General features: G+C 60.8%; 27 protein-coding genes and 1 pseudogene. 12 read left to right on the top strand and 16 right to left on the bottom strand.

Annotated elements, in window-relative coordinates:
* Nucleotides 1-7 precede the first annotated feature (7 nt).
* The 7 genes from purE to BLT98_RS10410 form a co-directional block, all read right to left on the bottom strand.
* Nucleotides 8-505 carry a 5-(carboxyamino)imidazole ribonucleotide mutase gene (purE, locus tag BLT98_RS10440; protein WP_092607462.1) on the bottom strand — a complete coding sequence of 166 codons (498 nt, stop codon included), beginning with the start codon at nt 503-505 and terminating at the stop codon, nt 8-10.
* Nucleotide 506: 1 nt separating this feature from the next.
* Nucleotides 507-1,400 (bottom strand): phosphoribosylaminoimidazolesuccinocarboxamide synthase, encoded by an 894-nt coding sequence (locus tag BLT98_RS10435; protein WP_092607459.1) that lies wholly within the window; start codon nt 1,398-1,400, stop codon nt 507-509.
* A gap of 104 nt (nt 1,401-1,504) precedes the next feature.
* Nucleotides 1,505-2,569 (bottom strand): class II fructose-bisphosphate aldolase, encoded by a 1,065-nt coding sequence (gene fba, locus BLT98_RS10430; protein WP_010401625.1) that lies wholly within the window; start codon nt 2,567-2,569, stop codon nt 1,505-1,507.
* An 82-nt stretch (nt 2,570-2,651) separates the two neighbouring features.
* Nucleotides 2,652-4,100, bottom strand: coding sequence for a pyruvate kinase (gene pyk / locus BLT98_RS10425; RefSeq protein WP_092607454.1), 1,449 nt, complete (start codon nt 4,098-4,100; stop codon nt 2,652-2,654).
* A gap of 110 nt (nt 4,101-4,210) precedes the next feature.
* Nucleotides 4,211-5,422, bottom strand: coding sequence for a phosphoglycerate kinase (locus tag BLT98_RS10420; RefSeq protein WP_092607451.1), 1,212 nt, complete (start codon nt 5,420-5,422; stop codon nt 4,211-4,213).
* Between the two features lie 77 nt (nt 5,423-5,499).
* Nucleotides 5,500-5,850: an AzlD domain-containing protein gene (locus BLT98_RS10415; protein ID WP_034780613.1), complete on the bottom strand. Its 351-nt coding sequence runs from the start codon at nt 5,848-5,850 to the stop codon at nt 5,500-5,502.
* Nucleotides 5,843-6,577, bottom strand: coding sequence for an AzlC family ABC transporter permease (locus tag BLT98_RS10410; protein WP_092607448.1), 735 nt, complete (start codon nt 6,575-6,577; stop codon nt 5,843-5,845). The genes BLT98_RS10415 and BLT98_RS10410 overlap by 8 nt, the downstream gene beginning before the upstream one ends.
* A gap of 258 nt (nt 6,578-6,835) precedes the next feature.
* On the opposite strand from BLT98_RS10410, the gene BLT98_RS10405 reads away from it, so the two are divergent.
* The 4 genes from BLT98_RS10405 (at nt 6,836) to BLT98_RS10390 (ending at nt 9,150) form a co-directional block, all read left to right on the top strand.
* Nucleotides 6,836-7,030 (top strand): zinc-finger domain-containing protein, encoded by a 195-nt coding sequence (locus tag BLT98_RS10405; protein ID WP_034780619.1) that lies wholly within the window; start codon nt 6,836-6,838, stop codon nt 7,028-7,030.
* A gap of 74 nt (nt 7,031-7,104) precedes the next feature.
* Complete coding sequence (locus BLT98_RS10400) at nt 7,105-7,530, top strand: YybH family protein (protein WP_034746103.1); 426 nt, start codon at nt 7,105-7,107, stop codon at nt 7,528-7,530.
* A complete protein-coding gene (locus BLT98_RS10395) occupies nt 7,530-8,567 on the top strand; it encodes a YheT family hydrolase (protein ID WP_092607445.1) in 1,038 nt (345 codons plus the stop codon). The genes BLT98_RS10400 and BLT98_RS10395 overlap by 1 nt, the downstream gene beginning before the upstream one ends.
* Nucleotides 8,560-9,150 (top strand): DUF2946 family protein, encoded by a 591-nt coding sequence (locus BLT98_RS10390; RefSeq protein ID WP_092607442.1) that lies wholly within the window; start codon nt 8,560-8,562, stop codon nt 9,148-9,150. The genes BLT98_RS10395 and BLT98_RS10390 overlap by 8 nt, the downstream gene beginning before the upstream one ends.
* Nucleotides 9,151-9,153: 3 nt before the next feature.
* On the opposite strand, the gene BLT98_RS10385 is transcribed toward BLT98_RS10390, so the two are convergent.
* Nucleotides 9,154-10,743, bottom strand: a complete 1,590-nt coding sequence (locus tag BLT98_RS10385) for a beta-barrel assembly-enhancing protease (RefSeq protein ID WP_092607439.1) — start codon at nt 10,741-10,743, stop codon at nt 9,154-9,156.
* A 196-nt stretch (nt 10,744-10,939) separates the two neighbouring features.
* On the opposite strand from BLT98_RS10385, the gene moaC reads away from it, so the two are divergent.
* Complete coding sequence (gene moaC / locus BLT98_RS10380; RefSeq protein WP_034780632.1) at nt 10,940-11,446, top strand: cyclic pyranopterin monophosphate synthase MoaC; 507 nt, start codon at nt 10,940-10,942, stop codon at nt 11,444-11,446.
* Nucleotides 11,447-11,617: 171 nt separating this feature from the next.
* Here moaC and BLT98_RS10375 read toward each other — a convergent pair whose 3' ends face one another.
* Nucleotides 11,618-12,538 carry a sialate O-acetylesterase gene (locus BLT98_RS10375; protein WP_139179205.1) on the bottom strand — a complete coding sequence of 307 codons (921 nt, stop codon included), beginning with the start codon at nt 12,536-12,538 and terminating at the stop codon, nt 11,618-11,620.
* A 501-nt stretch (nt 12,539-13,039) separates the two neighbouring features.
* Between BLT98_RS10375 and BLT98_RS10370 the strand changes: the two are divergent.
* Nucleotides 13,040-13,237 (top strand): annotated as a pseudogene (locus BLT98_RS10370) (cyclic pyranopterin monophosphate synthase MoaC); the annotation flags it as partial.
* On the opposite strand, the gene BLT98_RS10365 reads toward BLT98_RS10370, so the two are convergent.
* The gene (locus BLT98_RS10365) at nt 13,238-13,618 is read right to left on the bottom strand and encodes a DUF6713 family protein (RefSeq protein WP_092607433.1); all 381 of its coding nucleotides are present in this window, start codon (nt 13,616-13,618) and stop codon (nt 13,238-13,240) included.
* Nucleotides 13,619-13,781: 163 nt separating this feature from the next.
* Between BLT98_RS10365 and BLT98_RS10360 the strand changes: the two genes are divergently transcribed.
* A complete protein-coding gene (locus BLT98_RS10360; RefSeq protein WP_092607430.1) occupies nt 13,782-14,504 on the top strand; it encodes a flagellar brake protein in 723 nt (240 codons plus the stop codon).
* A 21-nt stretch (nt 14,505-14,525) separates the two neighbouring features.
* On the opposite strand, the gene BLT98_RS10355 is transcribed toward BLT98_RS10360, so the two are convergent.
* From BLT98_RS10355 to BLT98_RS10340, 4 genes are all read right to left on the bottom strand, one after another.
* A complete protein-coding gene (locus BLT98_RS10355; protein ID WP_092608610.1) occupies nt 14,526-14,990 on the bottom strand; it encodes a pilin in 465 nt (154 codons plus the stop codon).
* A 213-nt stretch (nt 14,991-15,203) separates the two neighbouring features.
* Nucleotides 15,204-16,085 (bottom strand): succinate--CoA ligase subunit alpha, encoded by an 882-nt coding sequence (sucD, locus tag BLT98_RS10350; RefSeq protein ID WP_034746085.1) that lies wholly within the window; start codon nt 16,083-16,085, stop codon nt 15,204-15,206.
* A gap of 13 nt (nt 16,086-16,098) precedes the next feature.
* Nucleotides 16,099-17,268: an ADP-forming succinate--CoA ligase subunit beta gene (sucC, locus tag BLT98_RS10345; RefSeq protein ID WP_034788653.1), complete on the bottom strand. Its 1,170-nt coding sequence runs from the start codon at nt 17,266-17,268 to the stop codon at nt 16,099-16,101.
* A gap of 72 nt (nt 17,269-17,340) precedes the next feature.
* Entirely contained in the window at nt 17,341-17,901 is a 561-nt protein-coding gene (locus BLT98_RS10340) for a DUF2889 domain-containing protein (protein ID WP_070254657.1), read from the bottom strand.
* A 198-nt stretch (nt 17,902-18,099) separates the two neighbouring features.
* On the opposite strand from BLT98_RS10340, the gene BLT98_RS28750 reads away from it, so the two are divergent.
* Entirely contained in the window at nt 18,100-18,309 is a 210-nt protein-coding gene (locus tag BLT98_RS28750; RefSeq protein ID WP_139179202.1) for a hypothetical protein, read from the top strand.
* Between the two features lie 83 nt (nt 18,310-18,392).
* On the opposite strand, the gene recX is transcribed toward BLT98_RS28750, so the two are convergent.
* A complete protein-coding gene (gene recX / locus BLT98_RS10335) occupies nt 18,393-18,848 on the bottom strand; it encodes a recombination regulator RecX (protein ID WP_070254658.1) in 456 nt (151 codons plus the stop codon).
* 227 nt (nt 18,849-19,075) lie between these two features.
* Nucleotides 19,076-20,179, bottom strand: a complete 1,104-nt coding sequence (recA, locus tag BLT98_RS10330) for a recombinase RecA (protein ID WP_034788660.1) — start codon at nt 20,177-20,179, stop codon at nt 19,076-19,078.
* A gap of 241 nt (nt 20,180-20,420) precedes the next feature.
* Here recA and BLT98_RS10325 point away from each other — a divergent pair, with 241 nt between their 5' ends.
* From BLT98_RS10325 to BLT98_RS10310, 4 genes are read left to right on the top strand one after another with little or no spacing between them, the layout of a single operon-like run.
* The gene (locus tag BLT98_RS10325) at nt 20,421-21,155 is read left to right on the top strand and encodes a response regulator (protein ID WP_034746066.1); all 735 of its coding nucleotides are present in this window, start codon (nt 20,421-20,423) and stop codon (nt 21,153-21,155) included.
* On the top strand, nt 21,152-22,690 hold the full coding sequence (locus BLT98_RS10320) for a sensor histidine kinase (RefSeq protein ID WP_244517457.1): 1,539 nt from the start codon (nt 21,152-21,154) through the stop codon (nt 22,688-22,690). The genes BLT98_RS10325 and BLT98_RS10320 overlap by 4 nt, the downstream gene beginning before the upstream one ends.
* The gene (locus BLT98_RS10315; RefSeq protein ID WP_070254659.1) at nt 22,683-22,988 is read left to right on the top strand and encodes a DUF4212 domain-containing protein; all 306 of its coding nucleotides are present in this window, start codon (nt 22,683-22,685) and stop codon (nt 22,986-22,988) included. Before BLT98_RS10320 ends, BLT98_RS10315 begins: the two co-directional genes overlap by 8 nt.
* A complete protein-coding gene (locus BLT98_RS10310; protein ID WP_070281689.1) occupies nt 22,985-25,033 on the top strand; it encodes a sodium:solute symporter family protein in 2,049 nt (682 codons plus the stop codon). Before BLT98_RS10315 ends, BLT98_RS10310 begins: the two co-directional genes overlap by 4 nt.
* Nucleotides 25,034-25,115: the final 82 nt, after the last annotated feature.

Here is a 25,115-nt window from a genome sequence, read left to right as displayed (position 1 = left end):
AAACACATTATTCAGGCAAGACCATGGCCTTGGCGGCGGCCGTTTGCGTGGTACGGAAGACTTCCAGCTTTTCGGCCAGGGCGTCGTCATTGGCTGCAAGCATCGCCACCGCCGTCAGCGCCGCATTTGCCGCGCCCGCTTCGCCGATGGCGAAGGTGGCGACCGGCACGCCCTTGGGCATTTGCAGGATCGACAGCATGGAATCTTCGCCACGCAAGTATTTCGATGGCACGGGCACGCCCAGTACCGGGACGATGGTCATCGCGGCCACCATGCCAGGCAGGTGGGCCGCGCCGCCGGCGCCGGCGATGATGGCGCGCAAGCCGCGCGCGCGCGCGCTTTTCGCGTACGCATACATTTCGTCGGGCATGCGGTGCGCGGAAATGACTTGCGCTTCGTACGGCACGCCAAACTGTTTCAGGATGGCCACCGCGTTCTGCATCACGTCCCAGTCCGAGGACGAACCCATGATGACGCCGACCAGCGGCTTATTTTGCTCGCTCATCTCAGGCCTTCAGCTTCTCGCCCGTCAGGCGTTCGATGGCTTCGAAATACTTGGCCTGGGTTTTTTCGATGACCTCGGCCGGCAGGGCTGGCGCCGGTGCGGTCTTGCCCCAGGTCAGGGTTTCCAGGTAGTCGCGCACGAATTGCTTGTCGAACGACGGTGGCGAAATGCCAGGCTGATACGAATCGGCAGGCCAGAAGCGCGACGAATCGGCCGTCAGCACTTCATCCATCAGATGCATGACGCCATTGTCGTCCAGGCCGAATTCAAACTTGGTGTCGGCGATGATGATGCCGCGCGTGGCAGCGTATTCGGCGGCCGTCTTGTACAGGGCAATGGCGACGTCGCGCATCTTGGCGGCCAGGTCGGCACCGATGCGCTCTTCCATTTCAGCAAAGCTGATGTTTTCATCATGCTCGCCCAGTTCAGCCTTGGCCGCCGGGGTGAAGATCGGTTCCGGCAGTTTTTCCGCTTGCTGCAGGCCGGCTGGCAAGGCGATGCCGCAGATGCTGCCCGTGTCCTGGTAATCTTTCCAGCCCGAACCGATGATGTAGCCGCGCACGACTGCCTCGACCATGATCGGTTTCAAGCGCTTGGCCACCACGGCGCGGCCCTTGACTTGCTCCACTTCCTCGGGCGCCACCACGGATTCCGGCGCCACGCCGGTCAGGTGGTTCGGCACGATATGGCCCAGTTTCTCGAACCAGAAGTCGCTCATCTGGTTGAGAACCTTTCCCTTGCCGGGGATAGGCTCGTTCATGACGACATCGAAGGCCGACAGGCGGTCCGTGGTGACGATCAAGATCTTGTCGTCGCCAACGGCGTAGTTGTCGCGGACCTTGCCGTGGCCCAGCAATGGCAGGGAGTGGATGGAAGTCTGATAGAGGCTGTTCATAGCGGGGGAATAGTTGGATGAAACGAAACCGGCAGGCAGGGGGTGCCCGCCGGTCGAGAAAGTCGGGCACGGAGCATTGCATCCGGCCCGTTCCAGACAGAATTTTACTTCACAATTTGCGACAGCTCGCCGGCCTTGTAGCGCTCGGCCATTTTTTCCATCGTGATGACCTTGATTTTCGACGCCTGGCCTTCGCAGCCGAAAGCCTGCATGCGCGCGCGCACGATTTGCTCGGCGGCGGTGCGGGCTGGCTTCAGGAAGTCGCGCGGGTCGAATTTCGACGGGTTCTCGAACAGGTACTTGCGGATCGCGGCCGTCATCGCCAGGCGGATGTCGGTGTCGATGTTGATCTTGCGCACGCCGTGACGGATGCCTTCCTGGATTTCCTCGACTGGCACGCCGTAGGTTTCCTTCATATCGCCGCCGAATTCGCGGATGATGGCCAGCAATTCCTGCGGTACCGACGAGGAACCGTGCATCACCAGGTGGGTGTTCGGGATGCGCGCGTGGATTTCCTTGATGCGGTCGATGGCCAGGATGTCGCCCGTTGGCTTGCGCGTGAATTTGTAGGCGCCATGCGAGGTGCCGATGGCGATCGCCAGGGCGTCGCACTGGGTGCGCTGCACGAAGTCGGCCGCTTGCGCCACGTCCGTCAGCAGTTGCTCGCGGGTCATGGTGCCGTCGGCGCCGTGGCCGTCTTCCTTGTCGCCCTTCATGGTTTCCAGCGAACCGAGCACGCCCAGTTCCGCTTCCACCGTCACGCCGATGGCGTGCGAGAATTTCACCACTTCACGCGACACTTCCACGTTGTATTCGTACGATGCGACCGACTTGCCGTCCGCTTCCAGCGAACCGTCCATCATCACGGACGTGAAGCCCGAACGGATGGCAGCCATGCAGACGGCCGGCGACTGGCCGTGATCCTGGTGCATGACGACGGGGATGTGCGGATACGCTTCGACGGCGGCGTCGATCAGGTGGCGCAGAAACGCTTCACCGGCGTACTTGCGCGCGCCAGCGGACGCTTGCATGATCACCGGGCTGTTGAGCGCATCGGCGGCAGCCATGATGGCTTGCACTTGCTCCAGGTTGTTGACGTTGAAAGCAGGAATGCCATAACCGTTTTCGGCGGCATGGTCCAGCAGTTGACGCATGGATACGAGAGACATGGTAATACTCCAGATAACAATAGAAACCGTTGCGGCGCTTCGCGGTGGTCAATAACCGCGCCGGCGCCTGAATTCTTGGGCCTTATTCAAATTCGCCCACTGTTACAATCTTCAAGGCATTCGTGCCGCCCACCTGGCCCATCGGCTCACCCCAGGTGACGACGATCATGTCGCCCTTGCGGACGATGCCCTGCGCCACCAGCAGCTCTTCCGCCTGCTTCAGCACTTGCGCGCTGGGGGCGTTCTGCATCAGATGATACGCCCGAACATTGCGGTACAGCGCGGCTTTGCGCAAAGTCGTCACGCTGGGCGTGAGCGCATAGATCGGCGTATCGATACTGTGGCGGCTCATCCACAAGGCGGTCGAACCCGATTCCGTCAGCGCCACGATGGCTTTCACGCGCAAGTGGTGGGCCGTAAACAGCGCGCCATACGCGATCGACTGGTCGATGCGGGTAAATGTGACGTTGAGGAAATCGGCATCGAGCTTGTTGTATTCGGACTGTTCCGCGTCCACGCAGATGGCGGCCATCATTTCCACCGTCTCGATCGGGTACTTGCCCGAGGCCGTTTCGGCCGACGTCATGACGGCGTCCGTGCCGTCGAGCACGGCATTCGCCACGTCGGACACTTCCGCGCGCGTCGGCACGGCGTTGACGATCATCGATTCCATCATCTGCGTGGCCGTGATGGCCAGCTTGTTCGACGCGCGCGCCATCTTGATCATGCGTTTCTGCAAGGCCGGCACGGCCGCATTGCCCACCTCCACTGCCAGGTCGCCCCGCGCCACCATGATGCCGTCAGACGCATCGAGAATTTCCTGCAGCGCGGGAATAGCTTCCGCGCGCTCGATCTTGGCGATCATCATCGGCTTGTGGTGGTACGGTTCGCCGGCGATATTGGCCAGCTGGCGCGCCATTTCCATGTCGGTCGCGCATTTCGGGAAGGAAATGGCCAGATAGTCGGCCTGGAAACTCATGGCCGTCTTGATATCTTCCATATCCTTGGCCGTCAGCGCGGGCGCGGACAGGCCGCCGCCCTGGCGGTTGATGCCCTTGTTGTTCGACAACTCGCCGCCAATCTTGACGGTGGTGTGGATTTCGCTGCCGTGGATGCGCTCGACGATCAGCACGATGAGGCCGTCGTTCAGCAGCAGCACGTCGCCCTTGTGCAAGTCGCGCGGCAGGGCCTTGTAGTCGAGGCCAACCCGTTCCTGGTTGCCCAGTTCGCCGTTTTCGCCCCACTTGGCGTCGAGGATGAAGCGTTCGCCCGCTTCGAGCTGAATGCGCGTGTTTTCAAACTTGCCGACGCGAATCTTCGGCCCTTGCATGTCGGCCATGATGGCCACTTCGCGCCCGCACTCGGCCGCCGCCAGACGCACCAGCGCCGCGCGGTCGATATGGTCTTGCGCCTTGCCATGGGAAAAATTCAAACGCACCACGTCGACACCCGCACGTATCATCTTCACCAGGATATCGAAGTCGGTGGAGGCAGGGCCGATTGTTGCTACGATTTTTGTACCGCGTGGCATAGGAGTCCTTGTGCGCGAGCGAAGGTGAAAGGCCGGCTCGATGCTGCATCCGGCAAGGTAAAAGCGCAGCGGTCAGGCTGCGCTTGGTATTGCACTACAGTCAGGCTTTATCAGCCAGCACGTTGCATGAGAATTTCTACTGCGGGCAAAGTCTTGCCTTCCAGGAACTCCAGGAAAGCGCCGCCGCCCGTCGAGATATAGCTGATTTTATCGGTAATGTCGTATTTGGCAATCGCCGCCAGGGTGTCGCCACCGCCAGCGATGGAGAAAGCTTTCGAATCGGCAATGGCCAGGGCCAGGGTCTTGGTGCCGTTGCCGAACTGGTCGAATTCGAACACGCCGACCGGGCCGTTCCAGACGATGGTGCCGGCGGCGGCGATCTGCTGTGCCAGCAGGGCCGCCGTTTTCGGGCCGATATCAAGGATCATGTCGTCGTCCGCCACGTCGGCCACGTCCTTGACGGTGGCAATGGCCACAGGCGAGAATTCCTTGGCGCACACGACATCGACAGGAATCGGCACTTGCGCGCCACGCTTGGCCATGATCTCGATGATGGCCTTGGCTTCCTCGACGAGTTCCGCTTCCACCAGCGACTTGCCGACGTTCAAGCCGACGGCCTTCATGAAGGTGTTGGCGATGCCGCCGCCGACGATCAGGTTATCGACTTTGTCGGACAGGGCTTTCAAGATGGTCAGCTTGCTCGATACTTTCGAACCAGCAACGATAGCCAGCAATGGGCGGGCTGGCGCGTGCAAAGCTTTCCCCAGTGCATCGAGTTCGGCGGCCAGCAGCGGGCCGGCGCAGGCGACGGGGGCGAACTTGGCGATGCCGTGCGTGGACGCTTCCGCGCGGTGGGCCGTGCCGAACGCGTCGTTGACGTAGATATCGCACAATGTCGCCATTTTTTGCGCCAGCTCATCGCTGTTTTTCTTTTCGCCCTTGTTGACGCGCACGTTTTCCAGCAGGACGACCTGGCCGGCAGCCAGGGATTCCAGGCCGGCACCGTCGACCCAGTTTTGTTTCAATGCAACTTCCTGGCCCAGCAGCTCGGACAAGCGGGCGGCCACGGGCGCCAGGCTGTCGGCCGGCTTGAACTCGCCTTCCGTCGGACGGCCCAGGTGCGACGTCACCATGACGGCGGCGCCAGCGTCCAGCGCGGCGCGGATGGCCGGCACCGAGGCGCGGATGCGCGTATCTTCGGTGATCTTGCCACTGTCATCTTGCGGGACGTTCAGGTCGGCGCGGATAAACACGCGCTTGCCTTGCAGTGCATTTTGGGCGATCAAATCTTGCAGACGAATGAAGTTGAGAACAGCTGACATGGCGATCCAGATGACGAGTGGAAGGAAGTGCGCTATTTTACCGCAATGCCCAGCGCAAATCCCCGATTTGTCCTGCTTTACTGAAAAACGTGCAACAGTCGCAAGCCCGTGAAAACCAGCATGCCAAACACGATGGTTTGCAGCATATTGCGGCGGATCACAAAAAAGAGCGTGGCGGCAATACCGGACAACAGTTTCAAATTCGACAATTCAAGGTGTACTTGCTGCCCCTCCATCAGCATGTCGGGCGCGATGATGGCCGCCAGCGCGCAGGCCGGCGCATAGCGCAGCATCTCGCCCACGCGGCGCGGAATGGTGATGTGATGGCCGATCAGCCAGAAGGTGCTGCGCGTGGCGGCTGTCGCCACTACCAGCACGGCGATGGCGATCCACACGTCGGCCCTGCCCCAGTCTATGCCGTCAAACATGGCGTTTTGTCCATTTTTCTGTCAACTCTTCCACGGCCATGGCGCTGACCATGCCCACCACCACGGCCACCAGCAAGCCCAGCTTATACGGCAGACTGAAGGCCAGCACGGCCACCGCGCCCGCCACCAGCACGCCGCACAGGGCGGCGCGGCTGAGGATCAGCGGCACCGTCACGCACAGGATCGCCAGGGTGCCGGCAAAGCCCAGCCCCCATTCGGCCGGCACGACAGCGCCCAGCACGATGCCGATGAAGGAACCGATTTGCCAGGCCAGCCAGTTGGGATAGATCAAGCCTTTCAGGAAAGGCAGCTTGGCCGGGTCCGGCGTTTCATGGGGGTAGCGCTGCAGGAACAGGCCCACCGTGATGTCGCCCGCCACATAGCCGAGCGCAAAGCGCTGGCGCCACGGCAGATGGGAAAAATGGGGCGCCAGCAGCACGGAAAAGATGACAAAACGCAAATTGACGACGAGGGCCGTGGCAAAGATCACCCACACGGGCGCCTGCGCGGCCAGCAGCGGCAAGGACGCGAGCTGGGCCGAACCGGCAAAGACGAACAGGGTCATGGCCCCCGCCTGCGCGACAGTCAGGCCGCTTTTCACCATGGCCACGCCCACCACCATGCCCCAGGCGCCGATGCCCAGCAGGGTGGGCGCACCCAGGTTCAGCCCGGCGCGCCAGGCGTCTTTCAGCAGGGCATCGTCGCTGGCGGCCGGGACGGCGTTCACGCGATGCTCCTGCAGGCGTATTGTGGTAACTGCACAACAATGGTGCGCGGAGAAAGACTCCGCAACGGTGATACCGGCAAGGCAAATCCAGTCAGTGTGGCGCTGCAGCTGCCATATTTCCGCAAAAACCCGCGCCGCAGCCGAAGATGATCGAGCCGCCATTTTAGCCATGATTTTTGCTGTCTGCCTGAATCCGTTAAAATCGTGGTTTTGGCAGCAGCCGACTTCCTTCCATACAGCCTCACGGAGCATGACAAGATGACAAAAACCACCCAGCCAGCGGTCGAACTCGACAGTAAAGACCTGCCAGCCCACTGCCCTAACCCGGCCATGCCGCTGTGGTCGTCGCATCCGCGTGTGTTCCTGGAATTCAACAAGGACGGTATCGCCAAGTGCCCTTACTGCGGCACGGCCTACACCCTGAAGGAAGGCGCCAGCGCCGGCCATCATTAAACTGCCCAGCGGCGCGCCCCCAGCGCGCCGTTTTCATTTACACAGCTAGCTGTACCGATCAAGCCGGAGTCGTCATGAAACGTCTGAAAGAACTCAATGGCAGCGCCGCCGAAGTCGAAGCGGCGTTCTACGATGCCTTGCACCGCGCCGACCTCGAAGCGCTGATGGCGCTATGGGCCGACGATGAAGAAATCGTCTGCATCCACCCGGGCGGCGCGCGCCTGATCGGCCACGCCGCCATCCGCGCCTCGTGGGAAACCATTTTGGCGGGCGGCGGCCTGCACATCGTGCCGGCGCAGCTGCATGAAACGCACAATCTGATGAGTTCAGTGCACACGGTGATCGAAGGCGTCACCCAGGAAGAAGGCGGTCCGGCGCATCTGCTGGCCACGAATGTGTATGTAAAAACGCCGCGCGGCTGGCGCATCGTGCTGCACCACGCCTCCATCGCCCCCGGCGGCGCACCGGCCGACGCCGCGGGGACGCAGATCCTGCACTGATGTCTTTGCCTCTTATCTACAACGCTCCCTACACCGCCCCGCTCTGGCTGCCTGGCGGCCACGCGCAGACGATTTATCCGGCCGTGTGCCTCGCCAAGCCGGCCGTGGCCTTCCGCCGCGAACGCTGGCAAGCGCCCGATGGCGACTTCGTCGACGTCGATCTGGTCGATGGCCAGCCGGGCCAGCCCTTCGTGGTGCTGTTCCACGGCCTGGAAGGCTCGTCGAACAGCCATTACGCGCGCGCCCTGATGGCCGAGGTGGCTGCGCGCGGCTGGTCGGGCGCCGTGCCGCATTTCCGCGGCTGCTCGGGCGAAGCGAACCTGGCGCCGCGCTTTTACCATTCGGGCGACGCGCAGGAAGTGGACTGGGTCGTGCGCACGCTGCGCCCGCGCGCCACGGGAAAATTTTACGCGGCCGGCGTGTCGCTGGGCGGCAATGCCCTGCTGTGCTGGCTGGGCCAGTCGCAGCACCAGGCCGATTTCATCGATGCGGCGGCGGCCGTGTCCGCCCCGCTGGACCTGGCGCAAGGGGGCAAGGCCCTGTCCTCCGGCGCCAACCGGCTCTACACGCGCATGTTCCTGAACACGCTCAAGCCGAAATGCCTGGCCAAGCTGGAACAGTTCCCCGGCCTGTTCGCGCGCGACGCCATGCTGGCCGCGCGCGACTTGCACGCCTTCGACAATGTCGTCACGGCGCCCCTGCACGGCTACCGCGACGCCGACGATTACTGGCACCGCGCCAGCGCCAAGCACGTCTTGCACGACATCACCGTGCCGACGCTGGTACTGAATGCGCAAAATGACCCCTTCCTGCCCGGGCGCTTCTTGCCGCACAGCGCCGCGCCGCAGGTCACGCTCGAATATCCGCGCCACGGCGGCCACGTCGGCTTTGCCGCTGGCAAGTTGCCGGGAAGCACACGCTGGCTGCCGCAACGCCTGATCCATTTTTTTGAAGGCGGCAACACGGCGCCATCGGCACCGCAAACCTGTCACGCTGACGGCACGCGCACTCACACGGAAAACGCTACACATGGATGAACTCGTCAAGCAGGCCCTGGCCAAATGGCCGAACGTGCCCCACTGCTACGGCTGGCTGGGCCTGGACGCACGCGGCCACTGGCGCATGCGCGACCAGCATGCGCAACAGCAACAACTGCCGGGCGACAAGATCGCCCACGTGGCCCTGTTGGGATTTATCAACCGCAATTACGATCATGACGAACGCGGTTGCTGGTTTTTCCAGAACGGCCCGCAGCGCGTGTATCTGAATCTGGAAGCGACGCCGTATATCGCCCGCAGCGACCCGCAGGACGGTTTTGTCTTGCAGACGGGTGCACCGCTGGAACAGATCGAGCAAGCGTATTGGTGCGATAACGGCGCGCTAATCCTGCGCCACGGCGATATCGTCGCGCAGGTCGATGACCGCGACATGGCCCAGGTGCTGCCCGCGCTGCGCCTCGAAGGGCAAGCGGTGGGCGACGAAGCGCTGCTGGCCTGGCTGGAAGATGCGCAAGGCAATTTGATGTTATTGCATAACGGCAAGGAGATTGCCGTGCAGCCGCTGGCCTATGCCAGCGTACCGCAGACCTTCGGCTTCCAGCAGGCGCCGCAAGCCGAATAAGAGTCAGCCCTTCTGGTCCTTGATCTGTTCGCGGCGCTTTGCCTGCAATTCCCGCTCGCGCGCATCGATCACGGCCTGGTCATAAAAGGTCGCGTCCGTCGACTTGCGGGCGATCGTCAGCTGGTCCAGCGCGGCCATGGTGGCGCCCTGCAGCACGTAGGATTCGGCCAGCGCCATGTGCTGCAAGGTCATCTTGCCCTGGTCCGCATAGGCTTTCGCCAGTAAATCGTAGAGTTCCGGCTCTTCCTTGTAGAGCTGCACCTGGTCGCGCAGATACAGGGTGGATTGCTCCAGCTTGCCGGCAGCCATCAGCGCTTCCGCATACTGGTGGGCAATGCCGCGCGAGAGGGGAAACTGCTGGCGCGCAGCGTCCGCCGCCTTCAGGGCCTGTTGCGCCACTTCCTTCTTTTGCGCCGGCATCAACAGCACTTCCAGCGCCATCGCCGCCAGCAGGGAATTGGGGTCCTGCGTGCCGCCCGAGGTAAACACGTTCGGTCCGGCCGGCTGGTGCAGGGCCGCATTGGCCGCATCGAGTTCCTTTTGCGCCTCTGCCGGCTTGCCCTGCTTGACGGCAACGAAAGACAAACCATAGTGGGCGGCCGTCACCTGGAAGCGGCTTTGCTGTTCCAGCTGCGTCTTGAAGACGGCCTTGGCGTTCAACAGGCCTTGCACGCTTTCATCCTGCAGCACCCGGGCGCGGGCCCGGGCCAGGTGAAAACTCAGGCTGTCCGCACGCTGCTTGTAGGGCTGTTCGCGGATGCGCGCCTGGATGTCGGCGATGCGCTCCGTCGTCAGCGGGTGGGTCTGCAGGTAGGCGGGCATCAGGTCGCTGTACGAACGGCTGGCCGCCTGCATGCGGCCGAAGAAGGCCACCATGCCAGTGGTATCGAAACCGGCCTCGCCCATGATCTGGAAGCCGATGCGGTCTGCCTCGCGTTCGGCGTCGCGGCCAAAATTGAGCTGGCGCTGGATGGCCAGGCCCTGGCCGGCGGCAAACACGCCCATCGCCACGTCGCCGCCCGCCCGTGAAGCGAGCGCCGCCAGCAGCATGGCCGCCAGCGGCATCAGGGCATCCTGGCGCTGCTGGCCCAGCATGCGCGCGATATGGCGCTGCGCCACGTGGCCGATCTCGTGCGACAGCACGGAAGCCAGTTCCGCCTCCGTTTGCGCCGCCAGAACCAGGGCCGAGTGCACGCCGATGAAGCCGCCCGGCAAGGCAAACGCGTTCAGCTGGGGATCGCGCACGGCAAAGAAGAAATAGTCGTAATTCGTTTCGCCGCGCACGCTGGGGCGCGCCGCCACGAGCGCGTTGCCGAAGGTATTCAGATATTCCAGCAAGGGCGCATCGTCGAGGTAGTCGCGGTCGCCGCGGATGCCGCGCATGATTTCCTCGCCGATCTTGCGCTCCATCGCCGGCGACAGGTCTTCGCGCGACGTGTCGCCCAGGTTCGGCAGGTTCGGCGCCGGCGGCACGGCCAGCGGCGTCCAGCTGCTGGCCGGCTTGGCGGACACGCTGGCAGCCGGCGCCGCTGGCGCGGAGGTATAGGTTTGCGCCAGCGCACAGGGCGCAGCGCAGCAGAGGATGGCCAGCACCGATACGCGCCGTGAGCCGCGCAGCCATGCCGCAGCGGCGTTTTCAAGGACAATCGGAAGGGAAGTTTTTGAATTCACGGGTGCTATCATACCTTGTTCGCGGCCCCCATTCCCACGCACCAAGCATGCGTCATGCCAGTGGCATGACGTCGTGGTCCGGCGTGCCGCGCCCCCACCCCTCACCTATTTTGACGCCATGACAACAGCAGACAAGCAAGCCCCCGCCGGGGAACTGACCCATTTCGACGCCACGGGCCAGGCCCATATGGTGGACGTGGGCAGCAAGGAAGACACGCGCCGCAGCGCCGTGGCCGCCGGCACCATCCGCATGCAGCCCGCCACCCTAGCCTTGATTATTTCCGGCACCGCCAAGAAAGGCGACGTGCTGGGCATCGCCCGCATCGCCGCCATCATGGGCGCCAAGCGCACCAGCGACCTGATTCCCCTGTGCCACCCGCTGGCCCTCACGCGCGTCACCGTCGATTTTGAAGTGGACGAAGCGGCCAACAGCGTGCACTGCCGCGCCCAGGTCGACACGACGGGCAAGACGGGCGTGGAAATGGAAGCGCTCACTTCCGTGCAGATCGGTTTATTGACGATCTACGACATGTGCAAGGCCGTCGACCGGGGCATGGTCATGACGAATGTGCGCGTGCTGGAAAAGCATGGCGGCAAGTCGGGCGACTGGACAGCGGCCGTGTGAGCTCCAGCGGCAAGCCACGATTTGAGTACGCAGTACCGTCAGGGCGTTAGCTTGGCAACATGCTGCACGCAGGCAGATGCATGGCGCTTCCCATGAAAAGAGCCAGGACCACTAACGCCATGGCGTGTATCGCCTGGCTAAGGGCACAGGGGCGTTGCCTTCGTGCAGATGTCATTCAAGAGCAGCTTTCACTGAATCGAACCACATCGACGCCATTCTTTCTTGTCCTTTTTCGGTGAAATGACAAGCATCAAACCTGTACTCATCACCCAGCAAATTAGTGTTTGGTCCGGGATAACGCTTCAAATGAGGAGCATTGCCAAATACTAATTGAGCAGACTCGATATTACGGTCATATGCCATCCCGCAACGCGAATGAACGGCAATCATCCAGCGGTTTACCTTGACTTTACTATTGACGTAGTCAATTACCTCACCCAATCGTCGCACATATAAATCCTTACCTGTACCAAAATCCGAGGAACCCTGGTGCCAAAACGCAAAATCAAATTTAATTTCTTGCGCCTGGATTAATCCGATTGCACTGTTGAGTTTTCCAAATGCCACTCCACCTGCCTGCCAATCCGACACTTTGGTTCCCCCCACGCCGATCGGCATGAAAATCACTTTACGCGCGATACCGGCTCCAATCAGCTTTTTCCCCAGCGGCATCCACATTGATCCATTCTTACAATCGGCCCACTCAAAGGGATCGCTCGCGATTTTTATCACGCCATCTTTACCAACCTGAAATACATTATCCACAGCAGGATAAACATGTTCATTGCAATTCGACGATATCGATTGACCGATGACCAAAATTCGTAGTTCGGGCAAGGGATCAGGAATAGCGGGGGTGACGGGAATGACTGGGATGATTGGCAGGGCCGGGGTGACTGGGATGACCGGGGTAACCGGGATCACCGGAATGACCGGCGTGACAGGCGGAACGGGGGTGACGGGGGTAACGGGAATAATTACAGGTGCGTCAGGCGCACTGCCAGTACCGCCGCCGCATGCGGCAATTACCAAAATACAAGATAGCCCGAGAAGATACTTAAACAAACGAAGATTTTTCATCATTGAAGTCATGTTGACATCCATAGAAAAACATCACGTCTGGCGCATACGGTGTTCGCAGGCGTCCACATTCAGGTCACCTTCCATGCAGCATGGATGAAGGGGACATTGCTCATACATCTCCGAAAGCACTAACAACACTCCTGAAATATATCGAATAAAAAAACGCTCGTTATTGAGAAAAATCGAAAGATATGTCTTATAGGAAAAAATGACATTGCTGTCTTCACATGAATCCATGCAAAATACAAAAACAGCAATAGAATAGAAGGTGGCAAGTAATAAGCAGGAAGGATGGGACTTGCAGACTTGCAGACTTGTTGACGCACTTGATAAGCAAGGCAGCGACTGCGAATAGCTGATAATCCACTGCATCAGCAACAACTTCAGATCACCAACAAGGCATTGACCAAAAGCCGTCATCAATACATGAATCAGTACACTTCATGAATCGGAAATCTATGGCAGGAAAACAAAAGGATGCTATATACATAGTCTGCCAAGCGTACCTGGCATTCAGTACCTTTAAGCGTCAAGGCGGATATCACAGGCAAGACGGGCGTGGAAATGGAAGCGCTCACTTCCGTGCAGATCGGATTATTGACGATCTACGACATGTGCAAGGCCGTCGACCGTGGCATGGTCATGACGAATGTGCGCGTGCTGGAAAAGCATGGCGGCAAATCGGGCGACTGGCACGCCGAGGTGTAATCACGCTACCTGGCGCGCAAGATGGAGCTTGACGCGGCGCAAGTCGCGCAGCAGCCAGGCGCCACACAGCAGGCATAGCGCGATGACGGCCACGGACAGGGGCAAGTGGAATTGTTCCAGCCCCGCCAGCGCAAAGCCGGCATGGATCAGACACGTTCCCACGCCCAGAACGGCGCATACTGCCGCATAGCGGGACGCGTGTCTGGTGTTCAGCAACACATGCCGGTAACCGGCCAGCACCACTGCAATCGCCGCCAGGTTAAACACGAGAAAACCCTGCACGCCGCCCGGCACATGAAACATCTCCCACTCTTTCCAGTAGGCAGCGTCGATTTGATGCAGGATCAAGAACAACATGGTCCAGAAGTAGCTGCGTTGCATAAGGTTTACGTTCGTCAATATTGACGCAATTGTAAAGCCTGAATCGCGTACCTGCATCTGCGCATGGCATTTTTCGATGCCAATATGAATTTCATTGATATAAATGCTTTTTCATCAAGAAATCATGCATACTGCGAGTCGTCCATATCCAGATGAGCATCGCATGACAAGCAACAAGCCCGCCGCGGAAAGCAAGCTCCAGGACTTCGAATTCGAGGCCATGAATCTGCAGGTGGGAGGACGCATCCAGTTCATCACGCACCGCACCATCAAGCCCATCCAGCATTTCTCGACCGTGATCGGCTATGTGAAAGACGAGTACCTGATCGTCAAGATTCCCATGGAAAACGGCGCGTCCATCGTGCTCAACGAGGGCGACAAGCTGACCATCCGCGTGTTTTCCGGCGTCACCGTCTGTTCGTTTTCCTGCAGCGTGCTGCGCATCTTTGGCCGCCCCCTCAATTACGTCCACCTGAGTTTTCCCGACGCCATCCAAGGCACCAGCCTGCGCACGGCCATGCGCGTGAAAGTGGAGATTCCGGCGCAGCTCAGCTATCGCGATGTGGCGGCCGTGCCCGTGTTCATCGTCAACCTCAGCGTCTCGGGCGCGCTGATCGAGGCGCCCAGCATGGTCACGCCCGATGACGAAGGCGTGGCACTGAGCTTTACCCTGCTGGTGCAGCCGAACAAGCACCAGATGCGCGTCAACACGCGCGCCCGCATCCAGAACGTCAGCGTGGGCAAGCCGTCGAATGGCCATGCCGCCGGCGTGGCGGAAATCTATACGTATGGCGTGCAATTCATCGATCTGGAACCGACCCACTACACCCTGCTGCAAAACCTCACCTATGAAGCGCTGATCGCGGACCGGCAAAAAATCGTCTGACGCTGGCGCGGCAGACCCCACTTACAGCGTCGGCGTCACGTCGGGAATGTTGTTTTTGGTAATCGCTTCCTTCGCTGCCGCATTCGTCACGGTGGTGCTATTGAACCAGGTCAGGCTGCTCGTCCCCGGCTTCATGGTCATCGTCACGGTTTGTCCGCCGATACCCGTGCCCAGGTCGGCCGCCAGGGTCAGCACGATATCGCCCTTGTCTACTGTGGCGCTGGCCACTTCGCGCGTGGCACTGAACACGGGGATGGCGCTGGGCACGGCCTGGGTGGGGGTGCTGCAGGCGGTAGCCAGCCCGCCGTTTTCCTGCACGCACAGGGCCACGGCCGTTTTCAAGGGGGCAGCGGCCGCCAGCACATTGCTGACCTTGGCCCGCATCGTGTAGTCGCCATATTGGGGAATGGCCACGGCCGCCAGGATACCGGCGATGGCCACCACGATCATCAGCTCTATCAGGGTAAATCCGCTTTGCGCGCGCATCGTATCCTCCCATTGTGCATTGCTCACGCCGTGCATGGTGCAAGCACCATGCCAGCGGCGCGCCCGGGCAGCGGCGGCGCACGTGGAAAGAAAAGCGACGCATTTGGGCCGTATCCGACCAGCGCCGTCCCCCCGGGCCGGGAATCGGCCAGTCTTGCGGACAAAAAAAAGGAGCCGAAGCTCCTTTTTTGTACTGCTATGACCAGGCTGGAATTACAGCATGGCTTTCAGCAGACGCGCCATTTCCGACGGGTTTTTGGTCACGGTGATGCCGCAAGCTTCCATGATTTCCAGCTTGGCTTGTGCCGTATCGGCACCGCCCGAGATCAGCGCGCCGGCGTGGCCCATGCGCTTGCCTGGAGGAGCGGTTACGCCAGCGATGAAGCCGACGACCGGTTTTTTCATGTTGTCTTTGATCCAATAAGCCGCGTTGGCTTCGTCCGGACCGCCGATTTCGCCGATCATGATGACCGCGTCGGTATCTGGATCATCATTGAACATCTTCATGATGTCGATGTGCTTCAGACCGTTGATCGGGTCGCCGCCAATGCCGACTGCCGACGATTGGCCCAGGCCCAGTGCGGTCAGCTGACCCACTGCTTCATAGGTCAGGGTGCCCGAACGCGACACCACGCCGATACGGCCCTTCTTGTGGATGTGGCCTGGCATGATGCCGATCTTGATTTCGTCTGGCGTGATCAAGCCTGGGCAGTTAGGGCCCAGCAGCAAAGTTTTGCTGTTGGCTTTAGCCATGCGGTCTTTCAGGGCCATCATGTCACGCACAGGAATGCCTTCGGTGATGCAAATGGCCAGATCCATTTCAGCTTCGACAGCTTCCCAGATCGCCGCTGCCGCGCCTGCTGGCGGTACGTAGATCACGGAAACGTTGGCGCCGGTTTCTTTTTTCGCTTCGGTAACGTTGGCGAAAATAGGAATGCCTTCGAAATCTTCGCCGGCTTTCTTCGGGTTCACGCCTGCCACGAAGGCAGCTTTGCCGTTCGCGTAGTCGCGGCAACCGCGGGTGTGGAACTGGCCGGTCTTGCCGGTGATCCCTTGGGTAACGACTTTGGTATCTTTATTGATCAGAATGGACATGTTGATTCCTTAATTAAGCTTGACCGGCAGCAGCGGCAACGACGCTCTTGGCTGCATCTTCCATGGTGTCGGCTGCGATGATAGGCAGACCGGAATCGGCCAGCATCTTTTTGCCCAGGTCTTCGTTGGTGCCCTTCATGCGCACGACCAGTGGCACGTTCAGCGAGACGGCTTTCACTGCGGCGATAACGCCTTCAGCGATCACGTCGCAACGCATGATGCCGCCGAAAATGTTCACCAGGATGGCTTTCAGGCCTGGGTTTTTCAGCATGATCTTGAACGCTTCGGTCACTTTTTCTGCCGTGGCGCCGCCGCCGACGTCCAGGAAGTTGGCTGGCTCGCCGCCGAACAGTTTGATCGTGTCCATGGTGGCCATGGCCAGGCCGGCGCCGTTCACCAGGCAACCGATGTTGCCGTCGAGCGAGATGTAGGCCAGGTCGAATTTCGACGCTTCGATTTCAGCTGGATCTTCTTCGTCCAGGTCGCGCAGGGCGATGATTTCCGGATGACGGAACAGGGCGTTCGGGTCAAAGTTGAACTTGGCGTCCAGAGCGATGACCTTGCCGCTGCCGGTGACGATCAGCGGATTGATTTCGGCCAGCGAGCAATCGGTTTCCCAGTATGCCTTGTACAGGCCTTGCAGGTTGACGCGGGCGTCGACGATGGAACCGGCAGGCACGCCGATTTTGGTCGCGATGTCGTCTGCCTGGGCATCGGTCAGGCCAACGCTCGGCTCGATGGTGACGTGGTGGATCTTCTCTGGGTGGCTCTCGGCCACTTCTTCGATGTCCATGCCGCCTTCGGACGATGCCATCAGGACGATTTTCTGGGTGACGCGGTCGGTGACCAGCGAAACGTACAGTTCCTGTTTGATGTCGGCGCCTTCTTCCACCAGCAGGCGGTTGACTTTCTGGCCTTCGGCGCTGGTCTGATGCGTGATCAGCTGCATGCCCATGATCTGGTCAGCGTATTCCTTGACCTGTTCCATCGATTTTGCCACTTTCACGCCGCCGCCCTTGCCGCGGCCACCTGCGTGGATCTGCGCCTTGACAACCCACACCGGGCCGCCCAGGGTTTCCGCAGCCTTGACGGCTTCTTCGACGGACATGCACGGAATACCGCGTGGTACCGTCACTCCGAATTGCCGGAGGATTTCTTTGGCTTGATACTCATGGATTTTCATGCTGGCTTCCCTTCTGATACTGATGTGTAAAAATACGGTTAGTGGTGCAAAAAAAACAGGAAAGCGCCGGGGTCACGGCTTGGCTACCCAGCGCGGGTAATACTGTGCAACTGCCCCGCCATCCGTGCGCAGGGCGTGGCATTTGTCGAGTTGAAACGGCTTTTCATGCGATAAGTCAGCATTCGCACCGTCGCGGGTCGACCAGACATCGCCGGCAAATGCCTGAACCGTCGCAGTCGGCAAGACTTGCGCCAGTTCGGTCAAATGGGTACAGCCGGCGATTCCCGCCAGGCGCTGTTTCAAGTCGCGGCGGAAATTCTTCAATAAATTCAGACCGATCAGCGCCCTGTAAGCGGGGCCGATGGTATCGCAAAAACCGGGATAGGGTACGGCATCGGAGGCAGCTTCGGCCTCGACAATGGTCAGTTCGCGATCGACGGTAATACGTAAATGGAGGTCATGCAGAGGGGCGCCGGCGGGACGGGGGCCGGAGGCCAGGGTCGCGTCATAGCTTTTGATATCGGTGATATGGGCGTCAATATCCCACAGGCCGTCGTCGCGCACATACGCTTGGACGTCGATAACACGGGAGTGCCGTAGGGCGCGCCGGGATACGGGAGTTGACAGGGGCATAAGACCGATGCCGCTTGCGCGGCCATAATTTAGTAAGCAGCCATGTGCCTAAAGCACTCTGTTCGCAGCTTCTACGAACAGCAACCGCACCTGCGGCGCCGCAAAAACCCTAAAAGTGTAGCACACTGGGCGCTGGTTGCGCCGCAACATAATTTTTCATTGCTTCGATAAAAACATTTCAAAGCATAAAGAATACACATGGAAATTGACACCATTATCACGGATGGTGATGATAGATATGGCCGATGGATGCCGCGACATACCTCAGATTGCCGCGCCGGCCCAGCCGACAGCAGCGCGGCCAAGCCCGGCCCCATGCAGCGCAACAATATGCCATCCGATTGCCAGGCGGATGGCAAGGAAAGTGAACTTACCAGTAAAACAATGATCTGGAGCGAGCTTGCCTGACAAGCAAGGTACAGGGCAGCCATGAACTGTTGCAGATCGAACACAGCGAGACCGGGGCCAGCTGGACGGTCAGCGGCGCGCACCTAGTCGTCCTCGGGCTCCAGCCCCTTCAAGGCCACCTGCACGGCACGCTGGGAAAAACCGCGCTGCATCAGGAAGCGCATCTGCTTGTTGCGCTGCTCGGCATCCTGCGCCACCTCGCCAAATTTGCGGCGCCACACCTCGCAGGCACGCGCAACCTCCCCTTCGGCCAGGCCCGCCTTGAGTTCCTGCAGCGCCTCGCCACCGATGCCATGGCTTTGCAATTCCGCCATGATGCGGCTATTGCCGAAACGGGCCGAGCGGCGGTGGATCAGCGACTCGGAAAAGCGCTCCTGCGATAGCCAGTTCGCCTGCTCCAGGCTGTCGAGCAAGGCTTCCACATCATCGCCCTCCTGCGCATGGCGCTGCAGCTTGCGCCGCAATTCCATGCGGCTGTGTTCGCGCATCGACAAAAAACGTAACGCCCTGCCCTTCAGGCTTAGTTGTACTGCGGCCATACACCCACCTTGTCTTTCATTCCACGATCAAGCCATCCAAACACAATCGCCGCCCGGCGCAACAGCGCGGGACGGCGATCGTGGTCATACTATGCGGCGAGCCGCGCGTAGGTCGGATTAGGCCCCTTGGGCCGTAATCCGACAACATTGTTGGCGTCTGATCCGACAACATTGTTGACGTCTGTGGTGTTGTCGGATTACGCGCGGCTTTGCCGCGCTAATCCGACCTACTCTGCCTTGGCTTCCGCAGCCTTGGCAGCCTTGTCGGCGGCTTTATCCGCTTTTTCCGGTTTTTCAGCGGCCAGCGGTGGCAGTTCGCGCACGCCCAGTGAAGCGCGGACCTTGTTTTCGATTTCGCGGGCCAGCGCCGGACGCTCTTGCAGGAAGGCGCGGGCGTTGTCCTTGCCCTGGCCGATGCGTTCGCCGTTGTAGCTGTACCACGAACCGGATTTTTCCACGATCTTGGCATCCGAGCCCAGGTCCAGGATTTCGCCTTCGCGCGAGGTGCCGGCGCCGTACAGGATGTCGAAGTGCGCTTCCTTGAACGGTGGCGCGATCTTGTTCTTGACGACCTTGACCTTGGTTTCGTTGCCGATCACTTCATCGCCGGACTTGATCGAGCCGGTGCGGCGGATATCCAGGCGCACGGAAGCGTAGAATTTCAGCGCATTGCCGCCGGTGGTCGTTTCCGGGCTGCCGAACATCACGCCGATCTTCATGCGGATCTGGTTGATGAAGATGACCAGGGTATTCGTGCGATTGATGGAGCCGGTCAGCTTGCGCAGGGCTTGCGACATCAGGCGCGCTTGCAAGCCTGGCAGGGAATCGCCCATATCGCCTTCGATCTCGGCGCGTGGCGTCAGTGCGGCCACGGAGTCGATGACGACGAGGTCGACGCTGCCCGAACGCACGAGGGCGTCGCAGATTTCCAGCGCCTGCTCGCCCGTATCCGGTTGCGAGATCAGCAATTCATGCAGGTTCACGCCCAGCTTTTGCGCGTAACCGACATCGAGCGCGTGCTCGGCATCGATAAAGGCGCAGGTGCCGCCCAGTTTTTGCATCTCAGCGATGGTTTGCAGGGTCAGCGTGGTTTTACCCGACGATTCCGGACCGTAGATTTCCACCACGCGGCCACGCGGCAAACCGCCCACGCCCAGCGCGATATCGAGGCCGAGCGAACCGGTCGACACGACTTGCACTTCTTCGATCGCTGCGCTGGCATCCATGCGCATGACCGAACCTTTGCCAAACTGCTTCTCGATCTGCGCCAGTGCGGCGGCGAGCGCCTTGGCTTTTTCCGATGCGGGTACTACAGCTTTTTTATCGTCCATATGTTCTTTCAGCCGTTCTACAGTTGCAGATTCACGTGAATCCTGCAGCCTGCGATAGCGCCAGTGGGTTAAATTCTTTACACAGACAGTACTGTATAAAAAAACAGTGATCAATGCAAGCGGAACGTGGATTTGTTTTGAAACAGATCAATACAAGCCTGGTTTCTCACAAAAACTCGCCACCTTGCGGAAAATGAAACACAATACAAACTTCTACCGCCGCAAGCATAGGAAGTGCACCATGCGTATTTTACTTGCCGAAGATGACAGCGTGCTGGCCGATGGCCTGACCCGCTCGCTGCGCCAGTCCGGTTATGCGATCGACTACGTCAAGACGGGCCAGGAGGCCGATACGGCCCTCTCCACCCAGGAATTCGACTTGCTGATCCTCGACCTGGGCCTGCCCAAGATGTCCGGCCTGGAAGTGCTGCGCCGCCTGCGCGCGCGCGCCTCGCTGCTGCCGGTGCTGATCCTGACGGCCGCCGATTCCATCGAGCAGCGCGTGAATGGCCTCGACCTCGGTGCCGATGATTATATGGCCAAGCCGTTCGCCTTGTCGGAACTGGAGGCAAGAGTGCGCGCCCTGACGCGCCGCGGCGCCGGCGGCGGCGCCACCATCATCAAGCACGGCCCCCTCAGCTATGACCAGGTGGGGCGCAGCGCCTACATCAACGACCAGATGCTCGACCTGTCGGCGCGCGAACTGGGCTTGCTGGAAATCCTGCTGGGCCGCACCGGCCGCCTCGTCTCGAAAGAACAGCTGGTCGACCACCTGTGCGAATGGGGCGAAGAAGTGTCGAACAACGCCATCGAAGTGTATGTCCACCGCCTGCGCAAGAAGATCGAGGTGGGCGGCGTGCGCATCGCCACCGTGCGCGGCCTCGGCTATTGCCTGGAAAAATACTCGGAAGCGGCGCGCCTGAACGCCGAAGCGGGCGAATCAGCAAGCCCGGCCAGCGGACCCGCCAGCAAGTGAAGGTGCGCGAGGCGCCATCGGACGAGGCGGACGACGACGACTGGTTCGAGGCGCCCACCACGGAGCAGGACGACACCATCGAGCATTCGCTGTTTGGCGAAATCCTCGACTGGATGCTGGCGCCCTTGCTGCTGCTGTGGCCGATGAGCATCGCCATCACCTATCTGGTGGCCAAGGGCATCGCCAATCAGCCGTTCGACCATGCGCTGGAAGACAGCGTGACCGTGCTCACGCAGCAGGTCAAGCAAGCCGATGGCGCCATGCTGCGCCGCGTGCCGGAAAAGAACAGTAACACCAAGGGCCGCGACTTCCTGCGCGGCGACGATATCGACACCCTGTATTATCTGGTGGTGGGTCCGCGCGGCGAATACCTCGACGGCGACCGCGATTTGCCGCCGCCGCAGGACCCCGACAAATACCGCAGCGGCATGGTGCTGTTTCGCAACGACACCATCCATGGCACGCCCGTGCGCGTGGCGTTCAGCTATCTCGACATTCCGTCCAGCAACAACGACGAGCCGCAGCGCGCGCTGGTGCAGGTGGCGGAAACCCTGGAAAAACGCGCCCAGCTGGCCAATGAAATCATCAAGGGCGTGATCTTGCCGCAGTTCATCATCCTGCCCGTGATCCTGGCCCTGGTCTGGTTTGCCCTGGCGCGCGGCCTGTCGCCGCTGGCACAATTGCAGGAACGCATACGCGCCCGGCCGCCCGACGATTTATCGCCCATCGAATCGGGCCAGGTGCCAGAGGAAATCACGCCGCTGGTCGGTTCGCTCAACGAGATGCTGGCACGCCTGTCGTTGTCGATCGACATGCAGAAGCGCTTCATCGCCGATGCCGCGCACCAGATGAAAACGCCGCTGGCCGGCATGCGCATGCAATCCGAGCTGGCGCTGCGCCAGACCGACCACGACGAGATCCACCGCTCGCTGCTGCAACTGGCGAAAAGTTCGGAAGCGGCCACGCGCCTGGTCAACCAGCTGCTGGCCCTGGCGCGCGCGGAAAACCAGCCTCAGGCGGGCACGGCGTTCGAACCGATCGAGCTGAGCGAACTGGCGCGCGGCGTGGTGCAGGACTGGGTGCAAGCCTCGTTTGCCCAGCATATCGACCTGGGCTTCGAGCAGCCCGCCTATGCGATCATGATTTCCGGCAATGCCATGATGCTGCGCGAGCTGCTGAGCAACCTGATCGACAATGCCCTGCGCTACACGCCGTCGGGCGGCAGCGTCACGGTGCGCGTGCGCAGCACCCTGGAACTGGCCATCCTGGAAGTGGAAGATACGGGCCCCGGCATACCGCAGGCCGAGCGGGCCCACGTCTTTGAACGCTTTTATCGCATTCTCGGCAGCAATGTCGACGGTAGCGGCCTGGGCCTGGCCATCGTGCGCGAAATTGCCCAGCAGCATGGCGCCGAAGTCGATATTTTTAACAATCCGCGCGCGCACTCGCCGAAGCTGCCCGGCACCCTGCTGCGCCTGAGCATCGCCCTGCTGTTGCCGGACGCGCCAGAAGAGGATGAGGTCACGTATGGATAAGCCCAGCCTTCCCGCAGTGCCGTTGCGCACGCCCAACTCCGAGCTGCAGTCGCGCCGCGATATCCACTGGCGCAAGACGCGGCGCCTGACGGCCATCCTGCTGTTGGTCTGGCTGCTGACGGGCTTCCTGACCGTGTTTTATGCGCGCGAACTGTTGCATTTAAATCTGTTCGGCTGGCCGCTGCCCTTCTATATGGCGGCCCAGGGCGCCTCGCTGGTGTACCTGGCCATCATCGCGTTCTATGCCTGGCGCATGCAGCGCCTCGACCGGGCTTTTCATGCAGAGGAGCACGCATGAGCGACCAGCGCAGCTTCTTTGCGCGCCTGTGCCGCTACTATTTGCTGTTTACGGCCGGTTTTGCCGCCTTCCTGCTGGCCCTGTCGGTGCTGGAACAGGAAGGCATGCCGCGCGCATGGATCGGCTACCTGTTCATGCTCGTCACCATTACCCTGTACGCCACCATCGGCGTCATCAGCCGCACCTCGAACGTCACCGAATACTATGTGGCGGGGCGCAGGGTACCGGCCATGTTCAACGGCATGGCCACTGCCGCCGACTGGATTTCGGCGGCCAGCTTCATCAGCCTGGCCGGCGGCCTGTACCTGAACGGCTTTGACGGCCTGGCCTTCATCATGGGCTGGACGGGCGGCTATTGCCTGGTGGCGCTATTGATCGCCCCCTACCTGCGCAAGTTCAGCCAGTACACGATTCCCGATTTCCTCGCCGCCCGCTATGGCAGCGGTACCGACAAACGGGGCGCCAGCGTGCGCGTGGTGGCCGTGGCCGCCACCATCATCGTCTCGTTTACATATGTGGTGGCGCAGATCTACGCCGTCGGCCTGATCGCCTCGCGCTTCACGGGGGTGGATTTTTCCGTCGGCATCTTCCTGGGCCTGGCCAGCATCCTCGTCTGCTCCTTTCTCGGCGGCATGCGCGCCATCACCTGGACGCAGGTGGCGCAATACATCATCATCCTCGTCGCCTTCCTGATTCCCGCCATGTGGCTGTCGGTCAAGCATGCTGACAATCCCGTGCCGCAGATCGCCTACGGCAAGGTGTTGCCGCAACTGAGCGCGCGCGAACACGTGCTGGAAACGGATCCGAAAGAAAACGAGGTGCGTGCCATCTTCCGCCAGCGCGCCATCAGCTACCAGGCGCGCATCGACGGCTTGCCCGCCTCCTGGGAACAAGGCCGTCTGACGGCCCAGCGCCAGCTCGACAGTTTGCGCCAGCGCAATGCCTCGCTGTTCGACATCCGCAATGCGGAGCGCTACCTGATCGCCTATCCGAAAAGTCCCGATGAAGCGCGCGCGCTGTGGCAGGCCGCGCAGGCGCACAACCAGAAGCGCGCCGAGCCGATCATTCCGCACGCACAGCCATTTCCCGCCGCCGACCGGGAGCAGTCCGACATCAAGCGCAACAATTTCCTGGCCCTTGTGTTTTGCATGATGCTGGGCACGGCCGCCCTGCCGCATATCCTCATGCGATCCTACACCACGCCGTCCGTGCACGAGACGCGCGTCTCCGTCTTCTGGACCCTGTTCTTCATCTTGTTGATCTACCTCACGATTCCCGCGCTGGCCGTGCTGGTCAAGTACGATATTTACTCGGCTCTCGTGGGCACGCAATACGCGAACCTGCCCACCTGGGTGTCGTACTGGGCCAACGTGGACAAGCTCAGTCCCCTGATCAGCATCGTCGACGTCAACCGCGACGGCATCGTGCAACTGGCGGAAATATCCATCGATGCCGACGTGCTGGTGCTGGCCACGCCCGAGATCGCCGGCCTGCCTTACGTCATTTCCGGCCTGGTGGCGGCCGGCGGCCTGGCTGCGGCCCTGTCAACGGCCGATGGCTTGCTGCTGGCCATTTCAAATGCCCTGTCGCACGACATCTATTACAAGGTGGTCGATCCCAGCGCCTCGACGCAAAAGCGCGTGACGATTTCAAAATTGCTGCTGCTGGCCGTGGCCTTCATCGCCGCTTATGCGGCCTCGCAAAAGCCGGCGGACATTTTGTCGCTGGTGGGCGTGGCGTTTTCCCTGGCCGCCTCGACCCTGTTCCCGCCGCTGGTACTGGGCGTGTTCTGGAAACGCGCCAACTACCAGGGCGCGCTGGCCGGCATGCTGACGGGCTTTGGCGTATGCCTGTATTACATGCTGCACACCAGCACCATGTTGGGCGGTAATGCCAGCGGTCAATGGTTTCATATCGCCCCCATCTCCGCCGGCATCTTCGGCGTGCCGGCCGGCCTGGCCGCCGCCGTGCTGGTCAGCTGGCTGACACCGGCGCCGGGACGCCGCAGCACGGGGCTGGTCGAGCATATCCGGGCGCCGGAATAGCACCTTGCTGGTTGAAACGTACAAACAATGATACCTTCAAGAAATAGTGCATAAATAGATATCTTATTTACTATTTCTTGGA

It is taken from the genome of Janthinobacterium sp. YR213 (assembly GCF_900099875.1).
Lineage (GTDB): Bacteria > Pseudomonadota > Gammaproteobacteria > Burkholderiales > Burkholderiaceae_D > Janthinobacterium > Janthinobacterium lividum.
The sequence above is the reverse complement of the archived record's forward strand: the minus strand, read 5'-3'. Positions and strand labels throughout refer to the sequence as shown.